This is a genomic window from Polaromonas sp. P1_F6 (genome assembly GCF_056405695.1).
In genome coordinates this window covers 500,575-525,663 of sequence record NZ_JBFUBQ010000001.1, presented here as the reverse complement: position 1 = coordinate 525,663, position 25,089 = coordinate 500,575, and the positions used below count along the sequence as shown (strand labels likewise).

Annotated in this window: 20 protein-coding genes and 1 tRNA gene; 11 read left to right on the top strand and 10 right to left on the bottom strand. The window is 63.3% G+C overall.

The window, feature by feature from the left end; translation table 11 throughout:
* Positions 1–42 precede the first annotated feature (42 nt).
* Complete coding sequence (bla, locus tag AC1DY9_RS02480; protein ID WP_477666030.1) at positions 43–951, top strand: class A beta-lactamase; 909 nt, start codon at positions 43–45, stop codon at positions 949–951.
* Between the two features lie 296 nt (positions 952–1,247).
* Entirely contained in the window at positions 1,248–1,574 is a 327-nt protein-coding gene (locus tag AC1DY9_RS02475; RefSeq protein ID WP_457280273.1) for a hypothetical protein, read from the top strand.
* 217 nt (positions 1,575–1,791) lie between these two features.
* Here AC1DY9_RS02475 and AC1DY9_RS02470 read toward each other — a convergent pair.
* The 7 genes from AC1DY9_RS02470 to cysS form a co-directional block, all read right to left on the bottom strand.
* A tRNA-Ser gene (locus AC1DY9_RS02470) sits at positions 1,792–1,884 on the bottom strand.
* A 35-nt stretch (positions 1,885–1,919) separates the two neighbouring features.
* A complete protein-coding gene (locus tag AC1DY9_RS02465) occupies positions 1,920–3,188 on the bottom strand; it encodes an aspartate kinase (RefSeq protein ID WP_477665725.1) in 1,269 nt (422 codons plus the stop codon).
* A 130-nt stretch (positions 3,189–3,318) separates the two neighbouring features.
* Positions 3,319–4,287, bottom strand: coding sequence for a tRNA lysidine(34) synthetase TilS (gene tilS, locus AC1DY9_RS02460; RefSeq protein WP_457280271.1), 969 nt, complete (start codon positions 4,285–4,287; stop codon positions 3,319–3,321).
* The gene (locus AC1DY9_RS02455) at positions 4,284–4,880 is read right to left on the bottom strand and encodes a hypothetical protein (RefSeq protein WP_457280270.1); all 597 of its coding nucleotides are present in this window, start codon (positions 4,878–4,880) and stop codon (positions 4,284–4,286) included. The genes tilS and AC1DY9_RS02455 overlap by 4 nt, the downstream gene beginning before the upstream one ends.
* Before the next feature lie 32 nt (positions 4,881–4,912).
* Complete coding sequence (locus AC1DY9_RS02450) at positions 4,913–5,893, bottom strand: acetyl-CoA carboxylase carboxyltransferase subunit alpha (protein ID WP_092131429.1); 981 nt, start codon at positions 5,891–5,893, stop codon at positions 4,913–4,915.
* A 27-nt stretch (positions 5,894–5,920) separates the two neighbouring features.
* On the bottom strand, positions 5,921–6,628 hold the full coding sequence (locus tag AC1DY9_RS02445) for a DNA-3-methyladenine glycosylase family protein (protein ID WP_457280269.1): 708 nt from the start codon (positions 6,626–6,628) through the stop codon (positions 5,921–5,923).
* A gap of 76 nt (positions 6,629–6,704) precedes the next feature.
* Entirely contained in the window at positions 6,705–8,081 is a 1,377-nt protein-coding gene (gene cysS, locus AC1DY9_RS02440; RefSeq protein ID WP_457280268.1) for a cysteine--tRNA ligase, read from the bottom strand.
* 322 nt (positions 8,082–8,403) lie between these two features.
* On the opposite strand from cysS, the gene AC1DY9_RS02435 reads away from it, so the two are divergent.
* The 9 genes from AC1DY9_RS02435 (at position 8,404) to AC1DY9_RS02395 (ending at position 16,714) form a co-directional block, all read left to right on the top strand.
* Positions 8,404–9,447 carry a L,D-transpeptidase Cds6 family protein gene (locus AC1DY9_RS02435; protein ID WP_457280267.1) on the top strand — a complete coding sequence of 348 codons (1,044 nt, stop codon included), beginning with the start codon at positions 8,404–8,406 and terminating at the stop codon, positions 9,445–9,447.
* Between the two features lie 86 nt (positions 9,448–9,533).
* Entirely contained in the window at positions 9,534–10,778 is a 1,245-nt protein-coding gene (locus AC1DY9_RS02430) for a L,D-transpeptidase family protein (protein WP_457280266.1), read from the top strand.
* Positions 10,778–11,494, top strand: coding sequence for a peptidylprolyl isomerase (locus AC1DY9_RS02425; protein ID WP_477665724.1), 717 nt, complete (start codon positions 10,778–10,780; stop codon positions 11,492–11,494). The genes AC1DY9_RS02430 and AC1DY9_RS02425 overlap by 1 nt, the downstream gene beginning before the upstream one ends.
* A 26-nt stretch (positions 11,495–11,520) precedes the next feature.
* Positions 11,521–12,030, top strand: a complete 510-nt coding sequence (locus AC1DY9_RS02420; protein ID WP_457280264.1) for a peptidylprolyl isomerase — start codon at positions 11,521–11,523, stop codon at positions 12,028–12,030.
* A 63-nt stretch (positions 12,031–12,093) separates the two neighbouring features.
* Positions 12,094–12,870 (top strand): UDP-2,3-diacylglucosamine diphosphatase, encoded by a 777-nt coding sequence (locus tag AC1DY9_RS02415; protein ID WP_477666029.1) that lies wholly within the window; start codon positions 12,094–12,096, stop codon positions 12,868–12,870.
* Positions 12,871–12,907: 37 nt separating this feature from the next.
* A complete protein-coding gene (locus tag AC1DY9_RS02410) occupies positions 12,908–13,675 on the top strand; it encodes a M90 family metallopeptidase (RefSeq protein ID WP_457280262.1) in 768 nt (255 codons plus the stop codon).
* A 194-nt stretch (positions 13,676–13,869) separates the two neighbouring features.
* Positions 13,870–14,781 (top strand): hypothetical protein, encoded by a 912-nt coding sequence (locus tag AC1DY9_RS02405; RefSeq protein ID WP_477665723.1) that lies wholly within the window; start codon positions 13,870–13,872, stop codon positions 14,779–14,781.
* A gap of 164 nt (positions 14,782–14,945) precedes the next feature.
* A complete protein-coding gene (locus AC1DY9_RS02400) occupies positions 14,946–15,545 on the top strand; it encodes a sigma-70 family RNA polymerase sigma factor (RefSeq protein ID WP_477665722.1) in 600 nt (199 codons plus the stop codon).
* Positions 15,542–16,714 (top strand): ankyrin repeat domain-containing protein, encoded by a 1,173-nt coding sequence (locus AC1DY9_RS02395; protein WP_477665721.1) that lies wholly within the window; start codon positions 15,542–15,544, stop codon positions 16,712–16,714. Before AC1DY9_RS02400 ends, AC1DY9_RS02395 begins: the two co-directional genes overlap by 4 nt.
* A gap of 107 nt (positions 16,715–16,821) precedes the next feature.
* On the opposite strand, the gene trhA is transcribed toward AC1DY9_RS02395, so the two are convergent.
* The 3 genes from trhA to AC1DY9_RS02380 form a co-directional block, all read right to left on the bottom strand.
* Positions 16,822–17,499, bottom strand: coding sequence for a PAQR family membrane homeostasis protein TrhA (gene trhA, locus AC1DY9_RS02390; protein WP_477665720.1), 678 nt, complete (start codon positions 17,497–17,499; stop codon positions 16,822–16,824).
* The gene (locus AC1DY9_RS02385) at positions 17,496–20,345 is read right to left on the bottom strand and encodes a DUF349 domain-containing protein (RefSeq protein ID WP_477665719.1); all 2,850 of its coding nucleotides are present in this window, start codon (positions 20,343–20,345) and stop codon (positions 17,496–17,498) included. The genes trhA and AC1DY9_RS02385 overlap by 4 nt, the downstream gene beginning before the upstream one ends.
* A 455-nt stretch (positions 20,346–20,800) precedes the next feature.
* Positions 20,801–24,997, bottom strand: a complete 4,197-nt coding sequence (locus AC1DY9_RS02380) for a DUF748 domain-containing protein (protein WP_477665718.1) — start codon at positions 24,995–24,997, stop codon at positions 20,801–20,803.
* Positions 24,998–25,089: the final 92 nt, after the last annotated feature.

The window sequence follows — 25,089 nt, the reverse complement described above, 5'->3', positions numbered from 1 at the left end:
CAATATCGTTACCGTTTTCATACCAACCCGAGAGTAAAAATGATGCAGAGACGACAATTTACCGGCGCACTGGGAAGCTTCATAGCGGCGGGCATGGTTTCAGCTCATGCCCAGAATTTATGGGGTATGAGCGGCGCACCGCAAGCCGCTGATTCAAGTTCGGTCATCGGGCGGCTCAAAGCCCTTGAACGGGAAAGCGGCGGCCGGCTCGGTGTTGCCATCCTCAACACCGGTACCGGCGTGCAGCATGGACACCGCGCGGCGGAACGCTTCCCCCTGTGCAGCACCTTCAAGCTGCTGGCCGCTGCGCTGGTGCTGCACCGGGTAGACACCGGAAAGGAACGGCTGGACCGCCTGCTGCCTGTTGACGGCGCGGCACTGGTTTCCCATTCACCGGTCACCGGGCCAAGAGCCGGTGGCAGCATGTCGCTCGCGGAGTTGTGCGAAGCCACTATCACCGTCAGCGACAACACGGCCGCCAACCTGATGCTGGCCAGCTTCGGCGGGCCCAAGGGCCTGACCGACTACGCGCGCTCGCTCGGTGACCGCATGACACGACTGGATCGCATTGAAACCGCGCTGAATGAAGCCACGCCCGGCGATCCACGCGACACCACTACGCCTGCCGCCATGCTGGGCACCGTGCAAAAAATCGTGCTGGGCAATGCGCTGTCAGACACCTCGCGCCAGCAGATGCGCCAGTGGCTGATCGCCAGCAAGACATCCGACCGGCGATTGCGCGCCCTGCTGCCGCGGGACTGCCCGGTTGGCGACAAGACGGGTACAGGCGCCCATGGCACCACCAACGACATCGGCGTTTTGTGGCCTGCGGGATGCGCGCCTGTGGTGATCACGGTGTATTTGACCGGGAGCCCAAAGCCCCTGGAGGAACGCGAAGCCATCGTGGCAAAGGCCGGTCAATTGGCGGCTTCTTTGGCCACGCCAGCTTGAGAACACGAGACAACATAGTTGGCCGCCTCCGGGCGACTTTTTTGCGTTGCGGGGAAACACATTCTCAAACGGCAACGCTGTCACCAAGGTAAAGAGGTCGGGCATGAGAGCCTGCAGTCTATTGCCGGGGTTTGGCGCTTAACAAAAACGTTGGTTCCGACGAATTTTCTATTGCAATTGATGAAATTATTGAAAACGAAATGCCGTATTAACTAGAGATTGGTTACAACAGAGATAGAAAAATGTAATACTAAAGATCGATAATCAGGAGATTCCTAGAAGAGCTCACATACAACATGAAAATAAACCCGCAGGTAGTGATCGATGAACTTATCGACCACCTCACTGCCCTCGTTCTTCACACGCCTGAGATTGAAAAATTACGGCAGCGAAGAAAAGAGGGCAGGTTCAGCCGGGCTGGTTATCAACTCCTTGGGGCGCTTCCCGACGGTCCCGAAAAGCTCGACTTCATCTGCGAAATCACACTGCAGACGGAGAAGCAGCGCAGTTCATTCCTTGTAAAAGTACTCGGCCAGGCAAGCCATGACGGTTCGCACTGGAAAATCACCGAAATCTATGACGTGGAAGTCGAGCTGGCGGACAGCAGTCCTCCCGTGCCGTAGCAAAGAAAAATGGACGGCCATATTTGCGTGGTCGTTGATTGATTTTCATGCCCGTGCCAGGTATCTGACCTGGAAAAGCTTGAGTCCAAGAGCGTGGCAAGGTAACAGCGCGACGGACGCTTCGCGTTGAAAGCAAGGTTACCCATTCTTGAAACAATCGCAGAAATCCGGCGMAAAAAAACCGACTCTGCCCCATGCGGGAGAGAGTCGGTAGTCTTGGCGGAAACGGAGGGATTCGAACCCTCGATGAGGCTCTACACCCCATACTCCCTTAGCAGGGGAGCACCTTCGGCCACTCGGTCACGTTTCCAATAAATCGATTATCTCACGACTTCTCAGCCATTTTCAGGTGGCGGGCTGGTCCAGGTCAAAAGCCTTGTGCAGGGCCCGCACGGCGAGCTCCATGTATTTCTCGTCGATGACGACCGAGGTCTTGATTTCGCTGGTGGAAATCATCTGGATGTTGATGCCCTCTTCGCTCAGCACGCGGAACATCTTGCTGGCGATGCCCACGTGACTGCGCATGCCGATACCGACGATGCTGACCTTGCAGATCTTGGCGTCGCCGGTGACTTCCTGCGCGCCCAGCTTGGGCACCACCTGGGTTTTCAGCAGGTCGATGGCTTTGGAGTAATCGTTGCGGTGAACCGTAAAGCTGAAGTCGGTCTTGCCGTCCTTGCTGACGTTCTGGATGATCACGTCGACTTCGATGTTGGCATCGGCCACGGCGCCCAGGATCTGGTACGCGATACCCGGGGTGTCGGGTACGCCGAGCACGGAAATTTTGGCTTCATCGCGGTTGAAAGCGATGCCCGATACGATGGCTTGTTCCATGTTTTCGTCTTCCTCAAAGCTGATCAAAGTGCCTGACTTGGCTTCTTCGTTGATGTCGATGTCCCATTCGGTGAAGCTGGACAGCACACGCAGCGGCACCTTGTATTTGCCGGCAAATTCCACCGAGCGGATCTGCAGCACCTTGGAGCCCATGGAGGCCATCTCCAGCATCTCTTCAAAGCTCACGGTGTGCAGGCGGCGCGCCTCAGGCACCACGCGCGGGTCGGTGGTGTAAACGCCGTCGACGTCGGTGTAAATCAGGCATTCGTGCGCCTTGAGCGCCGCGGCAATGGCCACGGCCGAAGTGTCGGAGCCGCCGCGGCCGAGTGTGGTGACGTTGCCGGCCTCGTCCACGCCCTGGAAGCCGGTGATGATGACGACCTTGCCGGCGTCCAGGTCGGCGCGTACGCGCTCACCGTCGATGGACTCGATGCGGGCCTTGGTGTAGGCATTGTTGGTCTTGATGGTGACCTGCCAGCCGGCGTAGCTCACGGCCGGCATGCCTTCGGCCTGCAGCGCAATGGCCAGCAGTGCGCTGGAAGCCTGCTCGCCGGTAGCGGCCAGCGCATCAAGCTCGCGGCCATAAGCATCGCTTGTCCTGGCGGGTGCCAGTTCTTTGGCCAGGCCGAGCAAACGGTTGGTTTCGCCGCTCATGGCACTGGGAACGACCACCATCTGGTGGCCGGCCCGCGCCCACTTGGCCACGCGCTTGGCGACATTGCGGATGCGCTCGGTGGAGCCCATCGACGTGCCGCCGTATTTATGAACGATCAATGCCATTGCAGGATGTCAATCAGGAGTTGTTGCGGATTTTTTGCCGGGAACCTGTGTAAAAGCGCCCGTTTGAGGGCTTTTAACGGCGATTTCGCGCCAGCAAAGCCTTCAATTATACCTAGGGACTACTACCTGGTTAGCTCGCCTTATCCCCTGCAGCCGCATAGTTCAGCACCTGGCCAGTGCGCGTGACATGCCCGGTCGCCACCTTGAGGTGGATCTGGTGCCCGCGCGTGGTGCAGGCGGCGATTTGCAGGAGCAGTTGGTCGAGCTGTGCTGCGCTGGGAGTGGCTTGTTGCAGCGTCAGCCAATAACGCAGCACATTGGCCTGCCGCGGCTGTGACAGGGATTGCAGGGATTTGATCACCGGGGGGGTTCCCACGACAACCAGGTCTTGCTGTGCCACCTCGACCAATAACCCGTGCGCCTGGGCCGCGTGACGCGCGCTGCGTGCAAAGGTTTCACGAAACTGCGGAAAGGTTTGCGCCAACGCGGGCAGCAGGCGGGCCCGGATGCGGTTGCGTGTGAACTGCTCGTCGGTGTTGGTCGGGTCTTCCACCCAGGTGATGCCGCGCGTCACCAGCCAATCGCGCAGCAATGCCCCGGGCACCGTCAGCAGCGGACGGTAATAGGTCATGCCGTCACGCTCCCATCTCGCCGGCATGGCGGCCAGCCCGGGCAGCCCCGCGCCGCGTGATAACGCCAACAGCATGGTTTCCACCTGGTCATCGGCGTGCTGGGCAATTGCTATGTTTTTAATAGCTGCTTGCGCATATCCTTCCTGGGCTGCAGCCTTAAACGCCGCATAACGTGCCTTGCGCGCCGCGTCTTCCGGACTCTCGCCAGAAGCATGACGGGCGTCCACACGCTGGACGATTAGCGGCACATTGAGCTGCGCGCAGAGGGCAACGCAGTGCTGCTCAAAGTCGTCGGCCGCCGCCTGCAAGCCGTGATGAATATGAATGGCGTGAACCTGCCCCGGCCATTTCTCGGCGCAGGCTACCAGCAAGGCGACAGAATCGGCGCCGCCGCTGAGCGCAACGGCCAGCGGCAAAGCAGGTTGAAATTGGGAAATCGCAGCGGCGATCACGGCGCTGTCATTCATGGCTTGGCTTCGGCGAATCTTTCCCGGTCAATCCTGGCACGCACCCATAGCACCCCGAGCGTGCCACCGATGGCGAACCAGCACCACAGGAGGTAGACGCCGCGTAGCGCTATGCCAAAAATACTCGAGACCAAACCATGGTCCCGCCAGGAGGGCACCCCACCGTCCGCAACAGGCCAGATGGCAGCAAAAACCAGCAGGAAACACCAGAACAGCAGGCTCCAGACCAACATACGGTTCGGGCTCTTGATTCGCGCGTAGCGGTCATGCTTGACTAGATAGTCCAGCCCAGCCCACAAGCCCACAAGGCCGGCAACAGGCGAAATCAGCCAGAGCACCGCGTAGTAAAAACGCAGAAAAGGGTCATAACCAGGAGTCTTAGGCAACTGGTCCAGCATGGGCACGACATGGGCCATCGAGTCCATAAAGGAAACCGCCAGCGGCTCGGCGGCAAGCTCGCGTGGAACGAAACCGAACATGACCGACAGAAAAATCGCATAGAGCGCGGCAGAGGTCAACCAAAATCGCCGGCGCAACTTCGCCAGGGCTTGCTCTTCCTCGGCACTGTAAGGACCGATACGGGGGCGCACCATGGTCTTGTCGCTCCAGCTTGTGCCGGGGCGCCTTACTTGCCGGCGTCGGCCTTGGTGTCGGTGAAGCGGCCGTAGCTTTGCAGGCGCTCGTAGCGGCGGTCGAGCAGCTCCTTGACCTTCAGGTCACTGACCTGGCGGAAGGCGTCGTTGAGCGCACGTTTCAGGAAAGCGGCCATTTGCTTGTGGTCGCGGTGGGCGCCGCCCACGGGTTCGTTCACGATCTTGTCGATCACGCCCAGGGCCTTGAGCCGGTGCGCCGTGATGCCCAGCGCCTCGGCGGCTTCCTGCGCCTTGTCGGAGGTTTTCCAGAGGATGGACGCGCAGCCTTCAGGGCTGATGACAGAGTAGATTGAATACTGCAGCATGACCACCTGGTCGGCCACCGAGATGGCCAGCGCGCCGCCGGAGCCGCCTTCGCCGATGATGGTGGTGATGATGGGCACTTCGAGCTGCGCCATCTCAAAGATGTTGCGGCCGATGGCCTCGGACTGGCCGCGCTCTTCGGCGTCAATGCCGGGGTAAGCGCCGGGCGTGTCGACAAAGGTGAACACCGGCAGCTTGAACTTCTCGGCAGTTTTCATCAGGCGCAGGGCCTTGCGGTAGCCCTCGGGCTTGCTCATGCCGAAGTTGCGCAGGCCGCGTTCCTTGGTGTCGCGGCCCTTCTGGTGGCCCAGCACCATGCAGGCGGTGCCGTTGAAGCGCGCCAGGCCGCCCACGATGGACAGGTCGTCGGCAAAATGCCGGTCGCCGTGCAACTCAACAAAATCCGTGAAGATTTCGTTGACGTAATCCAGGGTGTAGGGACGTTCCGCGTGGCGGGCGATCTTGGTGATCTGCCAGGGCGTGAGGTCGCTGTAGATGTCTTTGGTGAGCTGTTGGCTCTTTTTGGCCAGCTGGTCGATTTCTTCAGAGATATCGACAGCCGACTCGGTCTGTACGTAGCGCAGTTCTTCAATTTTTCCTTCAAGCTCCGCAATCGGTTGCTCGAAATCGAGGAAGGTCTTCTTCGCCATGTGCTGCTCCTCAGGGCTTCATGAAACTTAAATTTGCTCGGTACCCGTGGGGGTACCCAGAACCGGTAATGGGTCCAGAGAGCGCCAAATATACCAAGTTGCCACGCTGCAGTAAGGCGACCAGGCGGCGGCCACCTCTCGCGCGTCGCTTCGGCTGACGGATTCACCCGAAAAGTAATTCTGGCTGATGCCGGTGATCAGCCCCACATCGTCCAGCGGCAGGACATTCGGTCGCATCAGGTAAAAAATCAAAAACATCTCGGCCGTCCAGCGGCCGATGCCGCGAATGGCCACCAATTCTTCGATGATGGCCTCATCGTCCATCGCCGCCCAGTCTTTGACGTGGACGGTGCCGGCGTCAAAGTGGATCGCCAGGTCCACCAGGTATTCGACCTTGCGGGCGCTCAGCCCGGCCGCGCGCATGTCGTCAACTTTAAGGCGCAGCACATTGGCAGGCGTCACTTTTTTCGGCAACGCCGAAAATTTGGCCCAGACACTTTGCGCCGCCTTGACCGAAATTTGCTGGCCCACGATGCTGCGCGCCAGGGTGCCAAAGGCATCGCCGCGGGTTTGCAGGCAGGCGTCGCCGAACAAGGGAATCAGCCGCTTCATCACGCGGTCTTTTTTCACCAGGTGTTTGCAGGCATCGGCCCAATACTCGGGCACCGTGGTGGCCGGCTCGGGAACGTCGGCCAGCTCGGCGCTGCCCGGGCCGCTTTTCACTATCTTTTTCATAGCTGCTTGCGCCGGTCCTTATTGGTCTGGAGGCCGAAATGGCTTGAAAAACAGGGTGAAAAAACAACCCGGACCCTCACGATTGCACCTCCCAGGTGGTGCCGGCGGGCGAATCCTTCAACACAATGCCTTTGGCCAGCAGGTCCTTGCGGATACGGTCGGCTTCGGCGAAATCTTTTGCCAGCTTCGCAGCTGCCCGCTGCGCGATCAGCTGCTGGACGCTGGCGTCGTCAAGGCCGGCGCCTGCCTGAAGGTAGGCCCCAGGCGCGCCCTGCAGCAGGCCCAGGCAGCCGCCCAGGTTTTTCAACAGCCCTGCGAGTTCGGCAGAGCCCGTCCGGTTGACTTCACCCGCCAGCTCAAACAACACTGCCACGGCCTCCGGCGTTCCGAAGTCTTCGTCCATGGCCGCCTTGAAGCGCTGCGCAAACGGGTGCGCCCAGTCGGTCGGCAGCGCTGCCGGCTTGACGAGATCCAGCGACGTATAAAGCCGCTTGAGCGAGTTGCGCGCATCGTCCAGGTGGGCGTCGCTGTAATTCAGGGCGCTGCGATAGTGGGCGCGAACGATGAAGAACCGCACGGTTTCGGCATCGTATTTGGCCAGTACTTCGCGGATGGTGAAGAAGTTGCCCAGCGACTTGGACATTTTTTCGTTGTCGACGCGCACAAAACCGTTGTGCACCCAGAAGCGGGCCAGCGGCTTACCGTTGGCCGCCTCGCTCTGGGCGATCTCGTTTTCGTGGTGCGGAAACTGCAGGTCCGCGCCGCCGCCGTGAATGTCGAAGGTCTCGCCCAGCGTGCCGCGGCACATGGCCGAGCACTCGATGTGCCAGCCTGGACGGCCGGGGCCATAGGCGCTGTCCCACCTGGCGTCGTCGGGCTCGGTGGGTTTGGCGCTTTTCCAGAGCACAAAGTCCAGCGGGTCTTCCTTGCCGTCGAGCACAGCGACGCGCTCGCCGGCGCGCAGCTCGTCGAGTGACTTGCCCGAGAGCTTGCCGTAGCCGGGAAACTTGCGCACCGCGTAATTCATGTCACCGGTGGAGCCCTTGTAGGCCAGGCCTTTTTCCTCCAGCGTGGCGATCATGCCCAGCATCTGCGGCACGTACTCAGTCGCACGGGGTTCCAGCGATGGAGGCTCTATGCCCAGCGCGCCGATGTCCTGGTGCATGGCCGCGATCATCTCGTCGGTCAGCTGGCGGATGGTGATGCCGCGCTCAACCGCCCGCTTGATGATCTTGTCGTCGATGTCGGTGATGTTGCGCACATACGTAACCTTCAGGCCGCTTGCCTTGAGCCAGCGTTGCACCACGTCGAACGCCATCATCATGCGCGCATGGCCGATGTGACAGAGATCGTAAATCGTCATTCCGCACACATACATGCGCACATGGCCGGGATCAAGCGGGGAAAATTCTTCCACGGCACGCGACAGCGTGTTGTAAATGCGAAGGCTCATGAAAATTATGCTGCGAAGCCTGGCATCGGCCGGAAGCAGCCGGTGGTCAGGCAAAGGAAAGAAGCTTTATCTCACGGACGCCGCGGGCGGGCAAGGGCCATTCGGCGTACACGCGAAAACGTGCGATAAAAACGGAAAGTACGGGATTCTGGGGGCCATGAACTATACCCCCCTCAGTTACAATCGCCCAGTATATCCAGCCCGTCGGACAACGTTCAGCGGCTCCCGGAGCGCCCTGAAAAGCCTGGCTGTTTATGTTGACTTTCCGCCCAACGGCTGCCAAAACAGCACCGGGGGCTTTAAAACAAATCGCGAGAGTGCCATGCCCACGCCAAACTTCCTTACACGCAATCCGCTGTCCGCCGCCCTGCGCATGCTGGCCGTGGCGGTCACCCTGTCGGTGTCCGTTGCCCATGCCGACGACTACGCCGACGTCAGCCGCCTGATGCGTGCCGGCCAGTATGCCGAGGCGCAGGCCAAGGTTGACCAGTACCTCGCCAGCAAGCCGCGCGACCCGCAAATGCGTTTCTTCAAGGGCGTGATCCAGACCGAAACCGGCAAGACCAGCGACGCGATCGCGACCTTCACCAAAATCACCGAAGACTACCCCGAGCTGCCTGAGCCCTACAACAACATGGCCGTGCTGTATGCCGGCCAGAGCCAGTTCGACAAGGCCCGGGCGGCGCTTGAAATGGCGATCCGGACCAACCCCAGCTACGCCACCGCACATGAAAACCTGGGCGACGTCTACGCCAGGCTCGCCAGCCAGGCCTACAGCAAGGCCCTGCAACTCGACGGCGGCAACGCTGCCGTTCCGCCCAAGCTGGCACTGATCCGCACCCTGTTCTCCGCCGAATCAAAAAGCCCGACCAAGCCGGCTGCCGGCGCACCGACGTCTGGCCCGGCCACAACGGCCCCTGCGGCTCCCGCAGCGGCTGCCAAGCCAGCGCCGGCAGCCCCGGTGGCCGCAGCGCCTGCTCCTGCCGCGCCACCGGCAACACCCGTAGCACCGGCTGCCGCCGCAGGCACCGAAAAAGAAGTCGAAGCAGCCGTGCGCAGCTGGGCTCAGGCCTGGTCCGACAAGGACATGAACGGCTACCTCAGCAGCTACGGCCAGAACTTTGCGCCTCCCGGCAAGCAGGCACGCAAGGCCTGGGAAGAAGACCGCCGCGCGCGCATCGTCGGCAAGTCACGCATCAGCGTGAAGCTCTCCGACCTGGCCATCGCCGTACAGGGCGCCAAGGCCACGGCCAGGTTCAAGCAGGACTACAGCGCCGACTCCATCAATATTTCCAGCCGCAAGACGCTGGAGATGGCCAAGGCCGGTGATCGCTGGGTCATCGTCAAGGAATCCACAGGCGGCTGATCGCTGGCGGCCGGCCTGACCCAAGTGCATTGTTCAGCCTGTTCCTGTCCGTCTGTGTTGGCCGGCAAACTTTCGTGGAAGCCCGCATGAAAAAAGCGGCCGCAATGCTTCTCTTCATCGCACCGTCCCTGGTGCTGGCCTTTTCGCCTGCGCGGGCCGAAACCCGCGCGCACACAACCAAGCGGCCCGCCCCGGCAAAAGCCTCCGCCCCGCATGAGGCGCGCGGCGGCGAAGCGGAAGCCCGGTTGATTGAAATCTACAAACTGATCGGCCAGGCAAATTCACGCGAAGCCCTGCGCAAGGCCGAAGGCCTCGTGAAGGACCACCCCAACTTCCAGCTGGCCCAACTGGTTTACGGCGACTTGCTGGCCGGCTTTACACGCCCTGTGCGCACGCCCGGCGATGTTCCAGACGCTGCTGCCAAGGCCGCGGCAGCCCTGCTGGCCGAGTTGCGGCAGGAGTCGCTGCTGCGCCTGCGCGCGCTGCGCGAGAGGCCCGCCCCCGGCCTGGTGCCGTCGCAATTCCTGGTGCTTTCATCGCGTAACAAACACGCCATTGCCGTCGATGCGTCCAGGTCACGCCTTTACCTGTTTGAAAACACCAGCGCGGGCCTCAAACTCGTGGCGGACTATTACATCTCGGTTGGAAAATCCGGTATTGAAAAATCCGTCGAAGGCGACCTGCGCACGCCGGTCGGCGTCTACTACATCACCAGCAACCTGAACCCCAAATCGCTGCGCGACTTTTACGGCTCGGGCGCGCTGCCCATCAACTACCCCAACCAGCTCGATGTCAAGCGCGGCAAGACCGGCGGCGGCATCTGGCTGCACGGGACACCACCGGCGCAGTTTTCCCGGGCACCGCTGTCCACCGACGGATGCGTCGTGCTGGCCAACCCCGACCTGGAGCGCATCATCCGCACCGTCGAGGTGCGCAGCACGCCCGTCGTGATTGCCCACAGCCTCAAATGGGTGGCGCCGCAATCACTGGCGGCCGACACCCGGTCGTTCGAAACCGCGCTGCAAAGCTGGCACCATGCCAAGTCCAGCGGCGACATGGCCAAACTTACAACCTGGTACACACCCGACTTCACAAGCTACGGCAAGACGCTGGCCGAATGGACGCCGCTGCTGCAAAGCGAGCTCAAGCAACTCGGTGGGCGCGACATCCTGCTCAAGGACGTTTCTTACCTGCGCTGGACCGACAGCACCGATACGATGGTGGTAACCTTTGGCGAACTGATCAAGGGCGCCAAAACCGGCCGCACCAAACGCCAGTACTGGATCCGCCAGGGAAACCAGTGGAAGATTTTTTTCGAAGGAACCATTTGATGGCAGTTCACAGGACGTTTGCCGCGCTCGCGGTGTTTTCTCCCTTGCGCCGCGCCACACTCGCAGCAGTAGCGGCGGCGGGCGTGGCCCTCCTGGCCGGTCCGGCGCTCGCGCAAAGCGCACCCAAGGTCAAGTTCGTCACCAGCGAAGGCGACTTCGTGGTCGAGGTCTATCCCGACAAGGCGCCCAAGACCGTTGAAAATTTCCTGCAGTACGTCAAGGACAAACACTACGACGGCACGATTTTCCACCGCGTGATCAGCAACTTCATGGTGCAGGGCGGCGGCTACGACGCCACCTACGCCGAGAAGAAAACCCGCCCGCCGGTGCCGCATGAAGGCCGTGAGGCGCTCGCCAAGGGCGGCCCCAAAAACGTGGTCGGCACGCTCGCCATGGCGCGCACCAACGACCCAAATTCCGCATCGTCGCAATTCTTCATCAATGTGAAAGACAACGACTTCCTGAACCCCACCGTGATCCCCCCCGGCGACCCGGTTCCCAAATTCGAATACCAGGGCCGCGTGTATGAAAACACCCCACGCGCCCAGCTCGTCAACGCACCGCAGCTCTTCGGCTACACCGTGTTCGGCAAGGTCGTGAGCGGCATGGACGTCGTGAACAAGATCAAGGCCGTGCCCACCGGCGCCGGCGGCCCCTTCCCGACGGACGTTCCCAAGACGCCCGTTCTCATCAAATCAGCAACCCTCGTCAATTAATTGACACAGCCCTACAGGACACCATCATGAGCAATCCCAAAGTAGACCTCCACATCGCCGAATACGGCGTCATCACGCTGGAGCTCGACGCCGCCAAGGCACCCAAGACCGTTGCCAACTTCCTGAACTACGTCAACAAGGGCCATTACGCCAACACGGTGTTTCACCGCGTCATCCCGGGCTTCATGGTGCAGGGCGGCGGCTTTGAGCCGGGCATGAAACAAAAGCCAACCGACGGCGAAATCGAGAACGAAGCCAACAACGGCCTGAAGAACAACAACTACACCGTAGCCATGGCGCGTACCAACGCACCGCACTCGGCCAGCTCGCAATTCTTCATCAACGTGGCCGACAACGGCTTCCTGAACCACACCGCACCGAACGCATCGGGCTGGGGTTATGCCGTGTTCGGCAAGGTAGTGGCCGGCACCGACGTCGTCGACAAGATCAAGGCCGTCAAGACCGGCCGCAAGGGCTTCCACGACGACGTTCCGATGGAAGACGTGATCATCCAAAAAGCCGTTGCAGTGGCCTGAGTGCCCTTTCGGGCCGCGCTTGCCGAAATCCAGCCGGTGAACACCCCCCAGGCCGTGCCCCCCATGGCGGAGCTGCCGGCTCCGCCCGTGTGGCGCACGGTCGATTTCATTTCCGACCTGCATTTGCAGGCCTCGGAGCCGGCTACTTTTGCGGCCTGGCAGCACTATCTTGAAACCACGCCGGCCGATGCGGTCTTCATCCTGGGCGACCTCTTTGAAGTCTGGGTCGGCGATGACGCCGTGGAAGGCGACCTGCTGGACCCTGCCGCCGGCTTTGACGCGCGCTGCGTGCAGGCCATGGGCAATGCTGCAGGCCGGCTGGCCCTGTTTTTCATGCACGGCAACCGTGACTTCCTGGTGGGCCAGGCCCTGATGGACCTGTGCAACGCCACCTTGCTGGCAGACCCGACCGTGCTGGTTTTTCCCGCCGGCACCGGGCGGCGCTGGCTGCTGTCGCATGGTGACGCCTTGTGCCTGGACGATGTCGACTACATGCAGTTTCGCAGCCAGGTCCGCAGCCCCGAATGGCAGCGCGCCTTCCTGGCCAGGCCGCTGGCCGAACGCCAGGCGATTGCGCGCGGGCTGCGCGAGCAAAGCGAAGCGCGCAAGAAGTCCGGCGCACAATATGCCGACGTCGACACCCGGGCTGCGCGCCAGTGGCTGCAGGCGGCCAATTCCCGCACGCTGATTCACGGCCACACGCACAAGCCTGCCGTGCATGACCTGGGTGGCGGCCTGTCGCGCGTGGTGCTCAGCGACTGGGACCTGGGCGCCCCGGCGCCGCGCGCGGAAGTGCTGCGCCTGTCCGCAGGCGGGCTGCAAAGGATTGCGCTGTGCTGACCCTTGTTTCATTTCGCTTAACCACAACCTTCATCCCATGCTGAACTGGTTACGAACACTTGGCGGCTCCAAAGCCCCTGCCAAAACCATCCCGGAAACCCTGTGGATGGACACCCTGCTGCAGTTCCCTTTTCTGGCCCGGCGGCCGGTCACCGAGCTGCAAGAGCTGAACGCACTGACCGACAAATTCCTGAAGCAAAAGGAATTCACCGGCGCACACGGCCTGAAGGTCACCGATGAAATGGCGGTCGCGATTGCCGCACAAGCCTGCCTGCCGGTGTTGCACCTGGGCCTGCGCTGGTACGACGACTTCAAGGGCATCGTGGTTCACCCCGGCGCCATGCTGGCGCGCCGCCAGGTCACCGACCAGGCCGGCGTGGTGCACCACTACAGCGAAGAGCTGCTGGGCGAAGCCATGCAGGGCGGCCCCGTCACACTGAGCTGGCAGGACGTGGCGGGCGCGGGCGACTCGGCCGAGCACGGCCACAACGTGGTAATTCACGAATTCATCCACAAGATCGACATGCGCGATGGCGCCGCCGACGGCTGCCCGCCCTTGCCCACGCGCAGTGCCCTCACCTCGTGGCATGCGGTCATGCAGCCGGCTTACGACGGGTTCTGCGAAAAAGTCGCCATGGCCACACGTTTCGGCGCCGAGCCGCCATGGCTGGACAGCTATGGCGCCAGGTCACCGGCCGAATTTTTTGCCGTGGCCTGCGAAGCCTACTTTGTGAACCGCACACGGTTCACGCAGGACTTCGCGCCCCTGACGGTGCTGTTCGACAAGTTTTTTATGCCGAAATAAGCGCCCGGCGGCTTTCGGGCGCCACGCTGACAATTTCGGAGAGACAAATCGCCCCTTAACCCAATCTGAACGGGCGCAAGCAGCTATCAAATACATAGCAACCGGCCGACCCGGTCTGGCCCTTTTCAGGCCGGCTTAACCCCATTTCCCTCGCCCCTTCGTTTCAATGGGCTCCACCACTTTCTGGAGCTCACGTGAAAACCCCCCTTCTTGCCTCTTCGATCCTGCTGGCCATCCTCACCATGGCCGCCCTGCCCGCGCAGGCCGTCGGCCGGCTGGCCGATGTGACCGTGATTGACCGCAACACCGGCGCCACGCTGCCGCTGTACCACCACCGCGGCGAATACTGGGTGGCCGGCCAATACGGCGCCAAATACGCCATCGCCGTGCGCAACAAGCTCGGTGAACGGGTGCTGGCCGTGACCGCCGTCGACGGCGTGAACGTGCTGAGCGGCGAAACCGCCGCCTGGGACCAGACCGGTTATGTGTTTTCGCCCTGGCAGCAGTACCAGGTCACCGGCTGGCGCAAAAGCAGCAGCGAGGTCGCGGCATTTGAATTTTCTGCGCTTGGGGATTCTTACGCCGGCCGCACCGGCAGGCCCGGCAACGTCGGCGTGATCGGTGTGGCGCTCTTCAGGGAGCAAGCTCCCGAGCCGGTCGCCCAGGCGCCCGCCTATTCCGGCCGCAACGAGCGCGAGGCCGACGCATCACTGGGCCTGCGAAACGCCCCCTCGCCTTCATCAGCTCCACCGGTACCTTTGGCGGAATCATCCACCGCCGGAAAATCCGCGCTGGCCGACCGCGCCAGCGGCAGCGCGGAAGCTTCTGCCTTGTCCGAAGGCCGGGTCAGAAGGCTGCCTTCCGCCCCCCTGCCAGCCCCCAAACTGGGCACGGGCCACGGCGCACGGGAAAACTCACTGGTATCGCAGACCACCTTCGCGCGCCTGCAAACACAGCCCAACGAGGTCATCCGCATCCGCTACGACAGCCGCGAGAACCTCATCGCCAGCGGTGTGATCCGCGAACCCGTCGCGCGCAACCCCATCCCTGATCCGTTCCCGCAGTCAGGAAACCCGTCTTATGTGCCTGACCCTCCACGGTATTGAGCCCCCACGTTCGTTCACTTCGTGTAACTCTCTGCCCCCCGAGGGGGCGCTGCGCCTGCGGCCCGGCAAAGCCGGTTCCGCGGCCCCTGCTGGTCTGGAGAGCCCCTGCGCGGTGGTCTGTTGTCGTGAGAAAGATCGCGCGTTGCGCCGTGATAATCTGGTACATGCCCAGCGCCACGCCGACCAACGATGCAGCCGAAGACAGCGACGAATCGCTGATGCTGCGTTATGCGGCCGGGGACATGGCGGCTTTTGATGCGCTGTATGCGCGGCATGAACTGGGCGTGTGGCGCTATGTGTTTCGCAGTGTGCGGGTGCAGGCGGTGGCCGACGACCTGCTGCAGGATGTCTGGTTTGCCGTGGCCCGCAGTGCCGCCACCTATACGGTGACAGCGAAGTTCAAAACGTGGCTGTTCACCATGGCACACAACCGGATGGTTGATTACTTCCGCACGGCAAAGCAGCACGTCAGCATCGATGGACGCGGCGACGATGAAGAAGGCCTGGGCCTTGGCGATACGCTGGCAGCCGACTCGGGCTTCGGCCCGGTGCGCCGTTTGGAGTCCAGCGAGCAGGCCGAGGCCCTGATCGCCGCGGTGGAACGGCTACCGCTGGAGCAGCGCGAAGCCTTCCTGCTGCAAGCCGAAGCCGGCATGAGCGTAGAAGACATCGCCACCGCGACCGGCGTCAGCTTTGAAACCGCCAAGAGCCGCCTGCGCTATGCCCGGAACAGCCTGCGCCAGCAGCTACAGGAGTTTGCATGACAGAGCCTGATCACAGCCCGCACAGCGACGAGCTGTTGCAGCGCTACCGTGAGGCCAGCGCAGACGACACACGCCGCCCCGGCGCGCATGTGCGCGACGCCGTGCGCGCCCACGCGCAGATGGTGATCGAAGCCGGCAAGCAGGCAGGCGCACCACAAGCCGGGGCCACCATCGATGCAGCGCAACGCCCGGCAGCCAACCAGTCGCGCTGGAAAATCTCCGCGCTGGCGGGCTTTGCGCTGGCTGGCCTGACCGGGTTGCTGGTGCTGCAATTTGACCGCGGCACCGACGAGGAAAAAGAACTGGCGTTTGGCCAGCCCAGCGCCACAACACCTTCATCGTCATCGTCATCGTCGCCAGCTTCACCGCCGGCAGCTTCGCCATCGAAGGCTCCAGTTCCCGCTCTGGTGGCACCGCAACCACCCGCCACCGAGGCCGACGCCAAAAAACGATCTGCCGACATTGCAAAGCCGGTTTCGAAATCACCGGCTCCTGCGGCGCAGGACAAAGCAGTGGCCTCGCCCCCGGTGACTGAACCTGTTGTCCGGCAAAGAGAAGCTGAAGCCGCGCCAGCACTGGCTGCCGCAGCCCCTCCAGCCGCGCCGCCTCCCGCACCAGCGCCCGTTGCCGCGCCCGCGCCTGCCGCCGCCGTCCAGGAAAACACGCAGCCCTCGATCGTGCCACGCATGGCCGGCGCCGCGGCCGGATCGCTGTCGGCGCCACCAGCGCAGGCTGATATGGCCGCAGCAGCGCCGGCTGTACGCCCCGCACCTGCGGCGCCTGCCGCAGCAGCGCCCGCCGCGCCTGCAGCACGCGCCGTAGCGCCTCTACAAAAGCAGGAAAGCACCCTGCAATACCGCGCGCCGCGTGCAGAAGCAGGTGCCGGGCCCAACCGCCTGGCAGGTGCCTTGCAGGAGGCAGCACGCGCAGGACGCCTGGCGCTGCTGGAACGCCTGCTCCAGCAAGGCGCACCCGTCAATGCAGCCGATACAGCAGGCCGCACACCGCTGATCCTGGCTGTCATGCAGGGCCATACCGCCGTGGTTCAACGCCTCCTGGCAGCCGGGGCCAACCCGGCGCTGGTGGATCAGGAAGGACTCAACGCCCTGCAGCACGCACGGCGGCTGGGCTTTGACGGGATTGCCCACCTGATTGAAGCGGCTTCCTGAGCGCAAGAGCCGCATTGCGCTCGCGGTTTATATGAAAATCGGCCTCTAAACCAATAGAGGTAAGCGCAAGCAGCTATATTTTTAATAGCAGCTGCAGGCCGGGAATTTCAACCGGCGTAATACAGCACCGCCACAAAATGGCACACCGTACCGGCCGCGACAAACAGGTGCCACACAAAGTGGCCGTAGCGCAACCGTGAATCGGTGGCAAAGAAGCCGACACCGAGCGTGTAAAAAAGCCCGCCGGCCACCAGCCAGAAAAGCCCCCAGCCTGGAATCAGCTCCAGCATCGGCTTGATGGCGATCACGGCGATCCATCCCATGGCGAGATAGAGGATGGTGGACAGCCGTGGCCAGCGCACGCCCGCGAAGGCTTTGACGGCCACGCCGGCCAGCGCCATGGCCCAGACCAGGCCGAACAGCGTCCAGCCCCAGGGCCCGCGCAGCACGCCCAGCGTGAAGGGCGTGTAGGTGCCGGCAATCAGCAGGTAAATGGCGCCGTGGTCCAACACCTGGAACACCCGCTTGGCACGCATCGCCCGGATGGCAGGCAAGGCGTGGTACAGCATCGAGGTGAAATACAGCACCACCATGGTGGCGGCAAAAACGCAGACTGCCGCCACATCGAGCGCGTCACCGTCGCGCGCGCTGGCGATGACCAGGAAAGGCGCCGACACCAGCGCAGCGAGCAGCGCGAGACCGTGGCTCACGCTGTTGGCGATTTCCTCACCCAGCGTCTGTTGCCGCTCCTGGGGCAAGGCCACAGCAGCGCCAACCTCGCTCATCGCTTGAGCAATGCCTTCAGCACGTTCTGCACACGCCTGGCGTTGCCGGCGTCAAAGTCAGCAGCCAGCACCTGGGCGGTGTCTTCACCCCAGGTTTCAGCCGGCGCGGGGGCATTGCGCTTGGTCAGCAGCTGCAGCTGCAGCATACGGCGCGCACTGATGTGCTCGGCCGGTGTCGGCAGTTCGGCGGCAATTTCAAGGCGCAGCAGCGCTTCGGAAGCGTCCTTGCCGGAAGGCGTGCTGACAGCCTGCACCCAGCGGTTGCGCACGGCCGGTGCCACGGCTTTGCCCAGGTCCTGCGCGCTCGGCAGTTGTGCGGGGTCGCGCTTTTCCCAGGCGGTGAGCAAGTGCGTCAGCACTTCGCCATGCGCCTGCATCGCGAGTTTCTTGAGCGCCTGGTTGGCGGCTTCAAAGGCTTCGCGCTGGGCGCGGAAGGCCGCATCGCCCAGGCGTGGGCCGCGCTCTTCGAATGCAGGGCGTGCATTGCGGTCGCCACGGTCAGCGCCGCGCGGGCCGCGGTCATCGCGGCCTTCCCGGTAAGGCTCAAACTTGTTGTCGGTGCTCTGGCGCGGGCCGCCGGGCTTGCTGCCCGGGCGCGAATCCTTGCGGTCGCCAAACTTGCCGCCGCGTCCGGCCGCTGCGGGCTCAGGTTTCTTCATGCCCGGGCGGTCGTCCCCGCGCCGTGCCACCACGGGTTTGGGTGCGGGCTTGGGCGCGGGTGCCGGTTCGGCAGGCGCACTCGCCGGCTCGCTGGATTCGGCAAATTCGGTGGCCGCCGCTTCGCTGGCGGCTTCCGTGGCAGCAGGTGCATCTGCTACGTTTTCTGTAGCTGCTTGCGCAGGTTCCACGGGCGCTACAGCCTCATTTTCTTTCAAAACCGGGACAGCGTTCGCATCAGCCAATGCGGCTTCGACCGACGGCGCCGCCGGGGCAGCAGCAGGTACCGCAGCCGGTGCGGGCACAGGCACCTGTCCGCGCACGATGGCTTCCAGTGCCTTGGCAGCCGCGTGGATCTTCTGCACATCACCGCTGGCGGTGGCGGCTTCAACGGCCTTGGATGCGTCCAGCACCATGCGGTCGTATTCGCCCAGCGCCGCAGCGGCTTTTTCGCGTTCGGCAGTCTTGCGCTGGAAGGCATCGTCGATGGGTTTGCGGAAGGCGTCCCACATCTTTTGCTCTTGTTTGCGCTCGACCGGCACGGCCTGCGCTTCATGCTGCCAACGCTGTTGCAGCGACTTGACGGCGTCGATGCGCAACATCGGCTCGGCGCCCAGCACATTGGCTTCTTCAATCATGGCCTTGCGGCGTGCAATGCTGTCGTGGCGCGCAGCGGTCAGCGGAGCGTCTGCGGCGTCCATCGCGGCTTTCCATTGCGGCTGGATTTCGGCAAACGCCTTTTCACCCAGATGACCGGCTTCACGCCATTTTTCGACAAAGCCATTGAGGCTGCGGATGTGGTGCTTCCAGTCGGTGTTGCCCTTGTTGGCTTCGGCCCAAGCCAGCACTTCGTCGATCAGCAGCTTGCGCTCGGCCTTGACGGTTTCGCTTTGTTCTTTGACCTTCTCCAGCCAGGCCTCAACAACCTTGTGCGCTTCGTTGCAGGCATCGTCAAAACGCTTCCACAGCGCGTGGTTGGGCGTGCCGCCCTGGTCGCTGGTCTTCCACTGCTCGCGCATGGCGCGCAGGGCTTCCTGTTGCTTGCGTCCGCCCAGCGGCTTGGCCACCAGGGCCTCGGCTTTCACGACCAACTCTTCGCGGATCTGGTCGGCGCGCCAGCGCTGCCAGCCTTCGAGTTCGCCGGCAGCCGTCAATGCGGCGTGCGCGGCGGCTTCGAGCTTGCTGTCGATGTTGCGGATATGTTCCTTGAGCGCATGGCGCAGGTCGGCCGCTACCTTGGGGGTGGACTTGCCATGGCCTTCGGTGACTTCGTGCTCAAGCCGTGCCAGCGCTTCCTGCACGATGGCCGACGATTTTTCGCGCATGTCTTTGAGCACGGCCGGGTCGATCTTGGCCTTGGGCGCACGTGCAGGCTGCTCACCCGCTGCAGGGGGCAGGCCACGCGCGGCGCGCAGCTCGTCGGCCCACACCGGCACTGCGGGCAGCGGCGCCGCCGTATCTTCAGCAGCCTTCTGGGCCTGCGCGAGCGCACCTTGAAAGGCCTCCCACACGGCCAGCAACTGCGCGCGAGATGCGTCGAGCAGCGGAGGGAACTTGGCGTCCACACTGGCCCAATTGGCGTCGTGCGTGATGTCATCGGCCTGCGACTGCCAGTGCGTGACGTCACCGCGCAGGGATTCGAGAGCCGCTTCGGCATCACGCCAGGGCTTGAGCGACAGCACTTCGGTGCGCTGGGCCAGCAGCACGGCGGCTTCGCGCTGCACCTGGGTGCGGTGCTGCAGGTCTTCAATGGTCTTGACACGGTCGGCCAGCTGCACTTTCAAACCGGCCAGCGGCTCTTTGGACAGCGGCGCGCCGGCCTTGGCGGCGTCGCGCTGCCAGGCCAGGGCGTCGGCCAGGTTGAGCTTGGGCACGGCCAGCAGCGCCTGGGCTTTTTCGGCCCACTCGGCGGCCACGGCCTCCTGGCCCTTGCTGCGCTTGAGCTCGTCGAGCTTTTCTTTCAGCGGCTTGGCGGCGCCCTTGTCGCGGTTGGCCAGGTCCTTGTAGACCTCGGCCATCTGCTCTGCCGACGGCTCAGTCGCCAGCCAGGTGCGGATGCGCGCCGTGCGTTCACCGGATGTGGGCGCAGAGAATGCGCCGCCGGTCAGGCCGTCCAGCGGATGGGCTTCAGCCTGCTTGGTGGTGGGCGTTTTCACGGCGGGGGTTTCAGGTTTGGAAGATTTAAACATGGGAACGCAAGGTCAAAAAATAAGTGCCACCAGCCGCAAGGCTCCCCGGGGAATGGAGGACTTTGCGGGCGGCAGCGGGTGTTGGATTGGATGGGGGGCCGGCGCCGCAACCCGTGTTGCGCGCCCAGGCCCAAAGGCCCCATAAAAGCTTTATCAATAAAGCACTGACGCTATTTTCGCTGTTTTAAGAGCCTGTTCATGATCTATTTGGGGCCACGCAGGCATTTTTTCGGGATGGGATGCAAGGCGCGGTGCGCTGCCAATAGCCCCGCTATTGGCGAGCAGCGCAACGCCGCAGACCGCCCGAAAAAATGCCTGCCCTTCGGGTTGGGGTGAAATCGGGCGATTTGGCGCCCCGTTCCCTTGCATGGGCAGTAGCCCATGCGGCGGGATCCGGGCCACCAACTCATCCCGATTGCACCCCAACGTGGCCTCAAATAGATCATGAACAGGCTCTAAGGCATCGCCAAATTCAGCTCCGCGCGCGGTGTCCATTTGGCCTCCGGCGGCACGGCTTTGGCGGCCCCCAGAAAGAGCCTTTCAGGCGGTAAATCGCGCGAAGCCAGGTAGTCTTTCACCGCCACGCCGCGCTGCACGGCGAGCTCGCGCATGGCGTCGTCATTTACTTTAATGTCGGCCAGCAGCAGCTTTTCCATCTCGGGCACGGGCAGGTCTTTGGCCAGGCCGACCAGGTTGCGCGGCTTGGGCATGTCGGCGCGTTTATAGACTTCCTTGAGCAAGGCCGGATATTCGGCCGGGCTGATGCTGACTGCCGCCGTCGCGGTGCCGCCCTCTTTGGCCGTGGCGCGGCGCTTTTCGGCGCGCACCAGGGCGTCGAGCCGCTCGCGTTTGAAACCATCGCGCTCGGCGTCGACACTGCTGGTGCCCACCACGGTGAGCCGCAGCGATGGCCGGTCAACCAGCGCCTTGGCCACCTTGTCGAGGCCGGCTTTAGCCTCCGGGCCCAGCTCGGCGCTGCCGGTGGCAAAGCCCACGGTGCTGAGTTCTTCCCCGCCGCCGCCCAGCGCATTCGCCAGCAGGCTGAAAGGCGCGGTGATGGCTTTCACGATCACGTTGAGGATGACCTTGACGATGATGGGCCCGAGGCTGAACTGCGGGTCATTGAGCGAACCGCTGATGGGCAGGTCGATGTCGATCACGCCGTTGCGGTCGGCCAGCAGCGCCACCGCCAGCTTGACCGGCAGGCTGGCCGTGGAGCCCTCCACCTTGTCGCCAAAGCTGAGCTGGTTCAGGATGACCTTGTTGGTAGCGGTAAGCCGCCCGTCGGGTTGCACCACATAGCCCACGTCCACGCTGAGCTTGCCGCGGTTGATGCCGTAACCCGAGTACTTGACCGAGTACGGCGACAGCGGCGGCAGCTCAAGGTCGCGCACCTTGCCCTTGATGTCGAGCGCCAGCGGCTTGGCCAGCGGGTTGAGCTTGCCCAGGATTTCCAGCGAAGCCGTGCCTTCGGCGCGCCCGCGCAGCTCGAGGTCGGCCATGTTGGGCACGGTGGCCGTGGTACCCGGCACGGTGGGCGCCACCGATGAAAAAGCACTGAGCTTGCCGGTCAGGTCGCTCAGGTCGGCCGAGTAGTTGGGCTTGACGAAACGGTCGGAGAACAACACCTTGCCGTTGATCAGGCTGATCGGTCCGAAGTTAACGATGGGCGGTGGTGAGCCGCCAGCCGCCGCGGCGGAGGCCGTCGGGCTGACCGGCGCTGTTGACACGAATTTTGAGCCTTTTTGGCCGCCAGACGGCAATGGCTGTGCGCCAGCAGCTATCGTTTCAGTAGCAGATGAAGCTTGCGGTGAAGATGACGCCGATGATGGCGAAAGGGCCAGGGTGGCCGTTCCGCCTTCCGCACTGGCGGCCACGGCGTCTTTGCCGGGCTTCACCAGGTTCTGCAAATTGATGCGGCCATCGGGCAGGATGATCACGCGTGCAAAGAAGTCGGTGAGCACGGTTTCCCGCACGTCCACCCGGGTGGCTTTGGCCGGGTCCAGCGCCACATTCAGGCCGCGCAGGTTCAGGGCCTTCCACGCCAGCAGGTCTTCGCTGGGCGCCAGCGTGTTGGCCCTGAATTCCTCCAGCGACACATCACCGGCCACCTGCGCCTGCGGGCCGGCCGGTGTCTGCCGGTAAGCCACACGCCCCTTGAAGCTGGCATCTGCGCGCAGCAGTTCGATGTTGAGCACATCGGCAAGGTAGGGCTCGAAGGCCTGCACCGGCAGCCTGTCGACCACCAGCCGGCCCTGCGCCTGCACCGGACTCAAGCCGAGATTGCCGTTGAAGTCGACCTTGCCGGGTTCAAACCGGCCGGTGGCCAGGCGCAGGGAGGCGGTCAGCGGCATGGGTTTGGCGGCTTGCGCTTTGGCGTCCGGCCTGTCGTCCAGCACCAGTCCGCCCAGCTGGGCTTTGGCGGCGGTCACTTCAAACGCCACCGGCTTGCTACCCGACTGGTCGGAAAACGACATGGCGCCGCCGTCCAGCTGCACATCGGCAATGGCCACGGCCCATGAAGGCGCCGCCGCGCGTGTTGCCGCGTCGGTAGGGGGCGGCGCCGGCGTTGCGGTGCCCGGGCTCGCCATCCAGCGCTGGTACATCCAGCGCTTGTCGGTGTCGCGGTCGACTTTGGCTTTGGGCTGGTCCAGCTGCATTTTGGCGGCCTTGAAGGACTGGCCTGTCACGTCGATGTCAACCTGCGCGAGTTCGACACGCTTGACGGACACCAGCGACACCTTGCCCTGCGCCAGCAGGATGTCGCTGACAGCCAGTTGCGGGGCGGTGACCTGCAACTGCTGCGGCTTGTCACCGCTGGGCGCCTGCCAGTTCACGCCGAGCTGGGCGTCCAGTTGCCCGTTCAGCGCCGGCAGCAGGAACTGGCCGACGTATTTGGCGGCCATGCCCAGGGGCCAGGCGGCCACGGTGGCCGTAGCCTGGGCGGCCTGGTCAGTGGCTGTGCCGCTAAAGGTGAGCAGCGCCGGTGTTGCAATCGCTTGCGCAGTGGATGCCGCAGATGAGGCCGATGTTTTGGCCGGTTGTTTGGCGCCGGTTTTTGCCGGCGCGGGTGCCGGCGCTATGGCTGCTGGCTCCAGTCCCAGCGAACCATTGAACCGCAGGGGCGCGTTAGCCGCAAAAGGCATGGCGATGCCGGAGGCATCGAGCGTCAGCCCAGCCAAGCGGATGTCAGCGGGTGAGGCCAGTGATTCGTCCAGCCAGTTCACACGGCCGGCACGCACCGCCACGCGGGCGATCTGCACTTTCCAGGGGGCGGACGAAGGCGTGGTTTTAGTTGAAGGTGCAGACGCCGGGGCGCCAGCCGAAGCCGCACCGGCAGGTGCCTGGGCTTGAATATCGGAAGAGTTTTGGCCTGTAGCCCTTTCTGGCTGTGCGCCACCAGCTCCTTTTTTAATAGCATCCGGCGCAGGCGACAGCAGATTCAGCCGCCCTGCCCGGTCCCGGGCGAGGGACAACGTGGGGGCCGTGAGCTCCACCGCAGACAGTTTGACGAACTGCTCCAGCGGGCGCACGTCGTCCATCGTGATCTGCAGGCGCTCAAAGGCCAGCAAGTCGGCGCGGGCCGGTGGCTGGGCTTCGCCGCCTGCAGCGCGCTTGCCGGATGCACCGGGTTTTGCAGCCCGCGCCGGCGCCACAGCCGGCGACTGCCCGACCGTTTGCGCAGCCAGCACACGAACCTTTTCCGCCGTCACGGTTCCGGAAATCCGCACCACCGTGGCGGGTGTCTGCTCAAACGCGACTTTGGCGTCGGCATGCAGCACCGCGCTTTGCAGCCTGACGGGCAGGCTCGCCGGCCAGTACGCCAGGTAAGGGTTCAGGTCAAAACCGCGCAGCGTGAAGGTGGCGTCGGTTTTGTGGGTCTGGGCAAAGGGCGTGCCTTCGGCTGCGGTGTCAAAGCTGCTGCCATTGAGCTTGAAGGCCAGGTGCGGCGAGGTTTTGACCTCTCGCTGGGATTTGAGGTTGCTCAGGAAAGGCACCGACAGGCCCAGCTCCCGCAGTTCATGGGTCTTGCCGACGGACTGGTCGGTGAAGTCCATGCGCCCGCCGCTGACGACGATGTTGTAGACCGCGAACTTCGGCGGGTCGCCGGCAGGGGCATCTGCGGGTGTTTTGAAGCGCTCCAGGATGTCGTCGATGTCGTAACGGCCCTCACCTTGATGGGTAAGAAACGCGATGGGTTCGTCCACCTGAACAGCGTCGGCCACTGGGGCGAGGCGAAGCAGGGACTCCAGCTCTGCATCTATATATAGGCGCTTGACGGAAAACTGGGGCGTTGCCTGGGGAGAAGCTGCCGAAGCGCCACCCACAGGGCCGGCACGGGCGACGGCCAGGTCGCGAAGAGTCAGTTCGAGCGACCAGGGCTTGAAGTCGACCTCGCCCACGGTGACCTGGCGGCCCAGCTTTTCAGAGGCGATCTTCTCCAGTTGCGATTTGAGGATGGGCGGCACGGCCGCATAGGCCACCACCCACAACACCACCAAGCTGCCCACCGCCCAGGCCGCGCGACGCTGCCAGAGCGGCGACCGGCCCACGGCGGCCGCCCGTGCCGGCAGGGTTTTGCCGATTTCCCGCCAATTGGTCTCGCGCCAGTTGAATTCCTGCCATTTTTTCTTCAAATCTTTGATTGCCATAGCCGTCGAGTTTTTAGCGCCGGGGCCGCCAGGTCAATGATTTATTTGAAAAAGACGGTCAATCGAAGGGCATTGAAGCCTGTGAAAAGCGG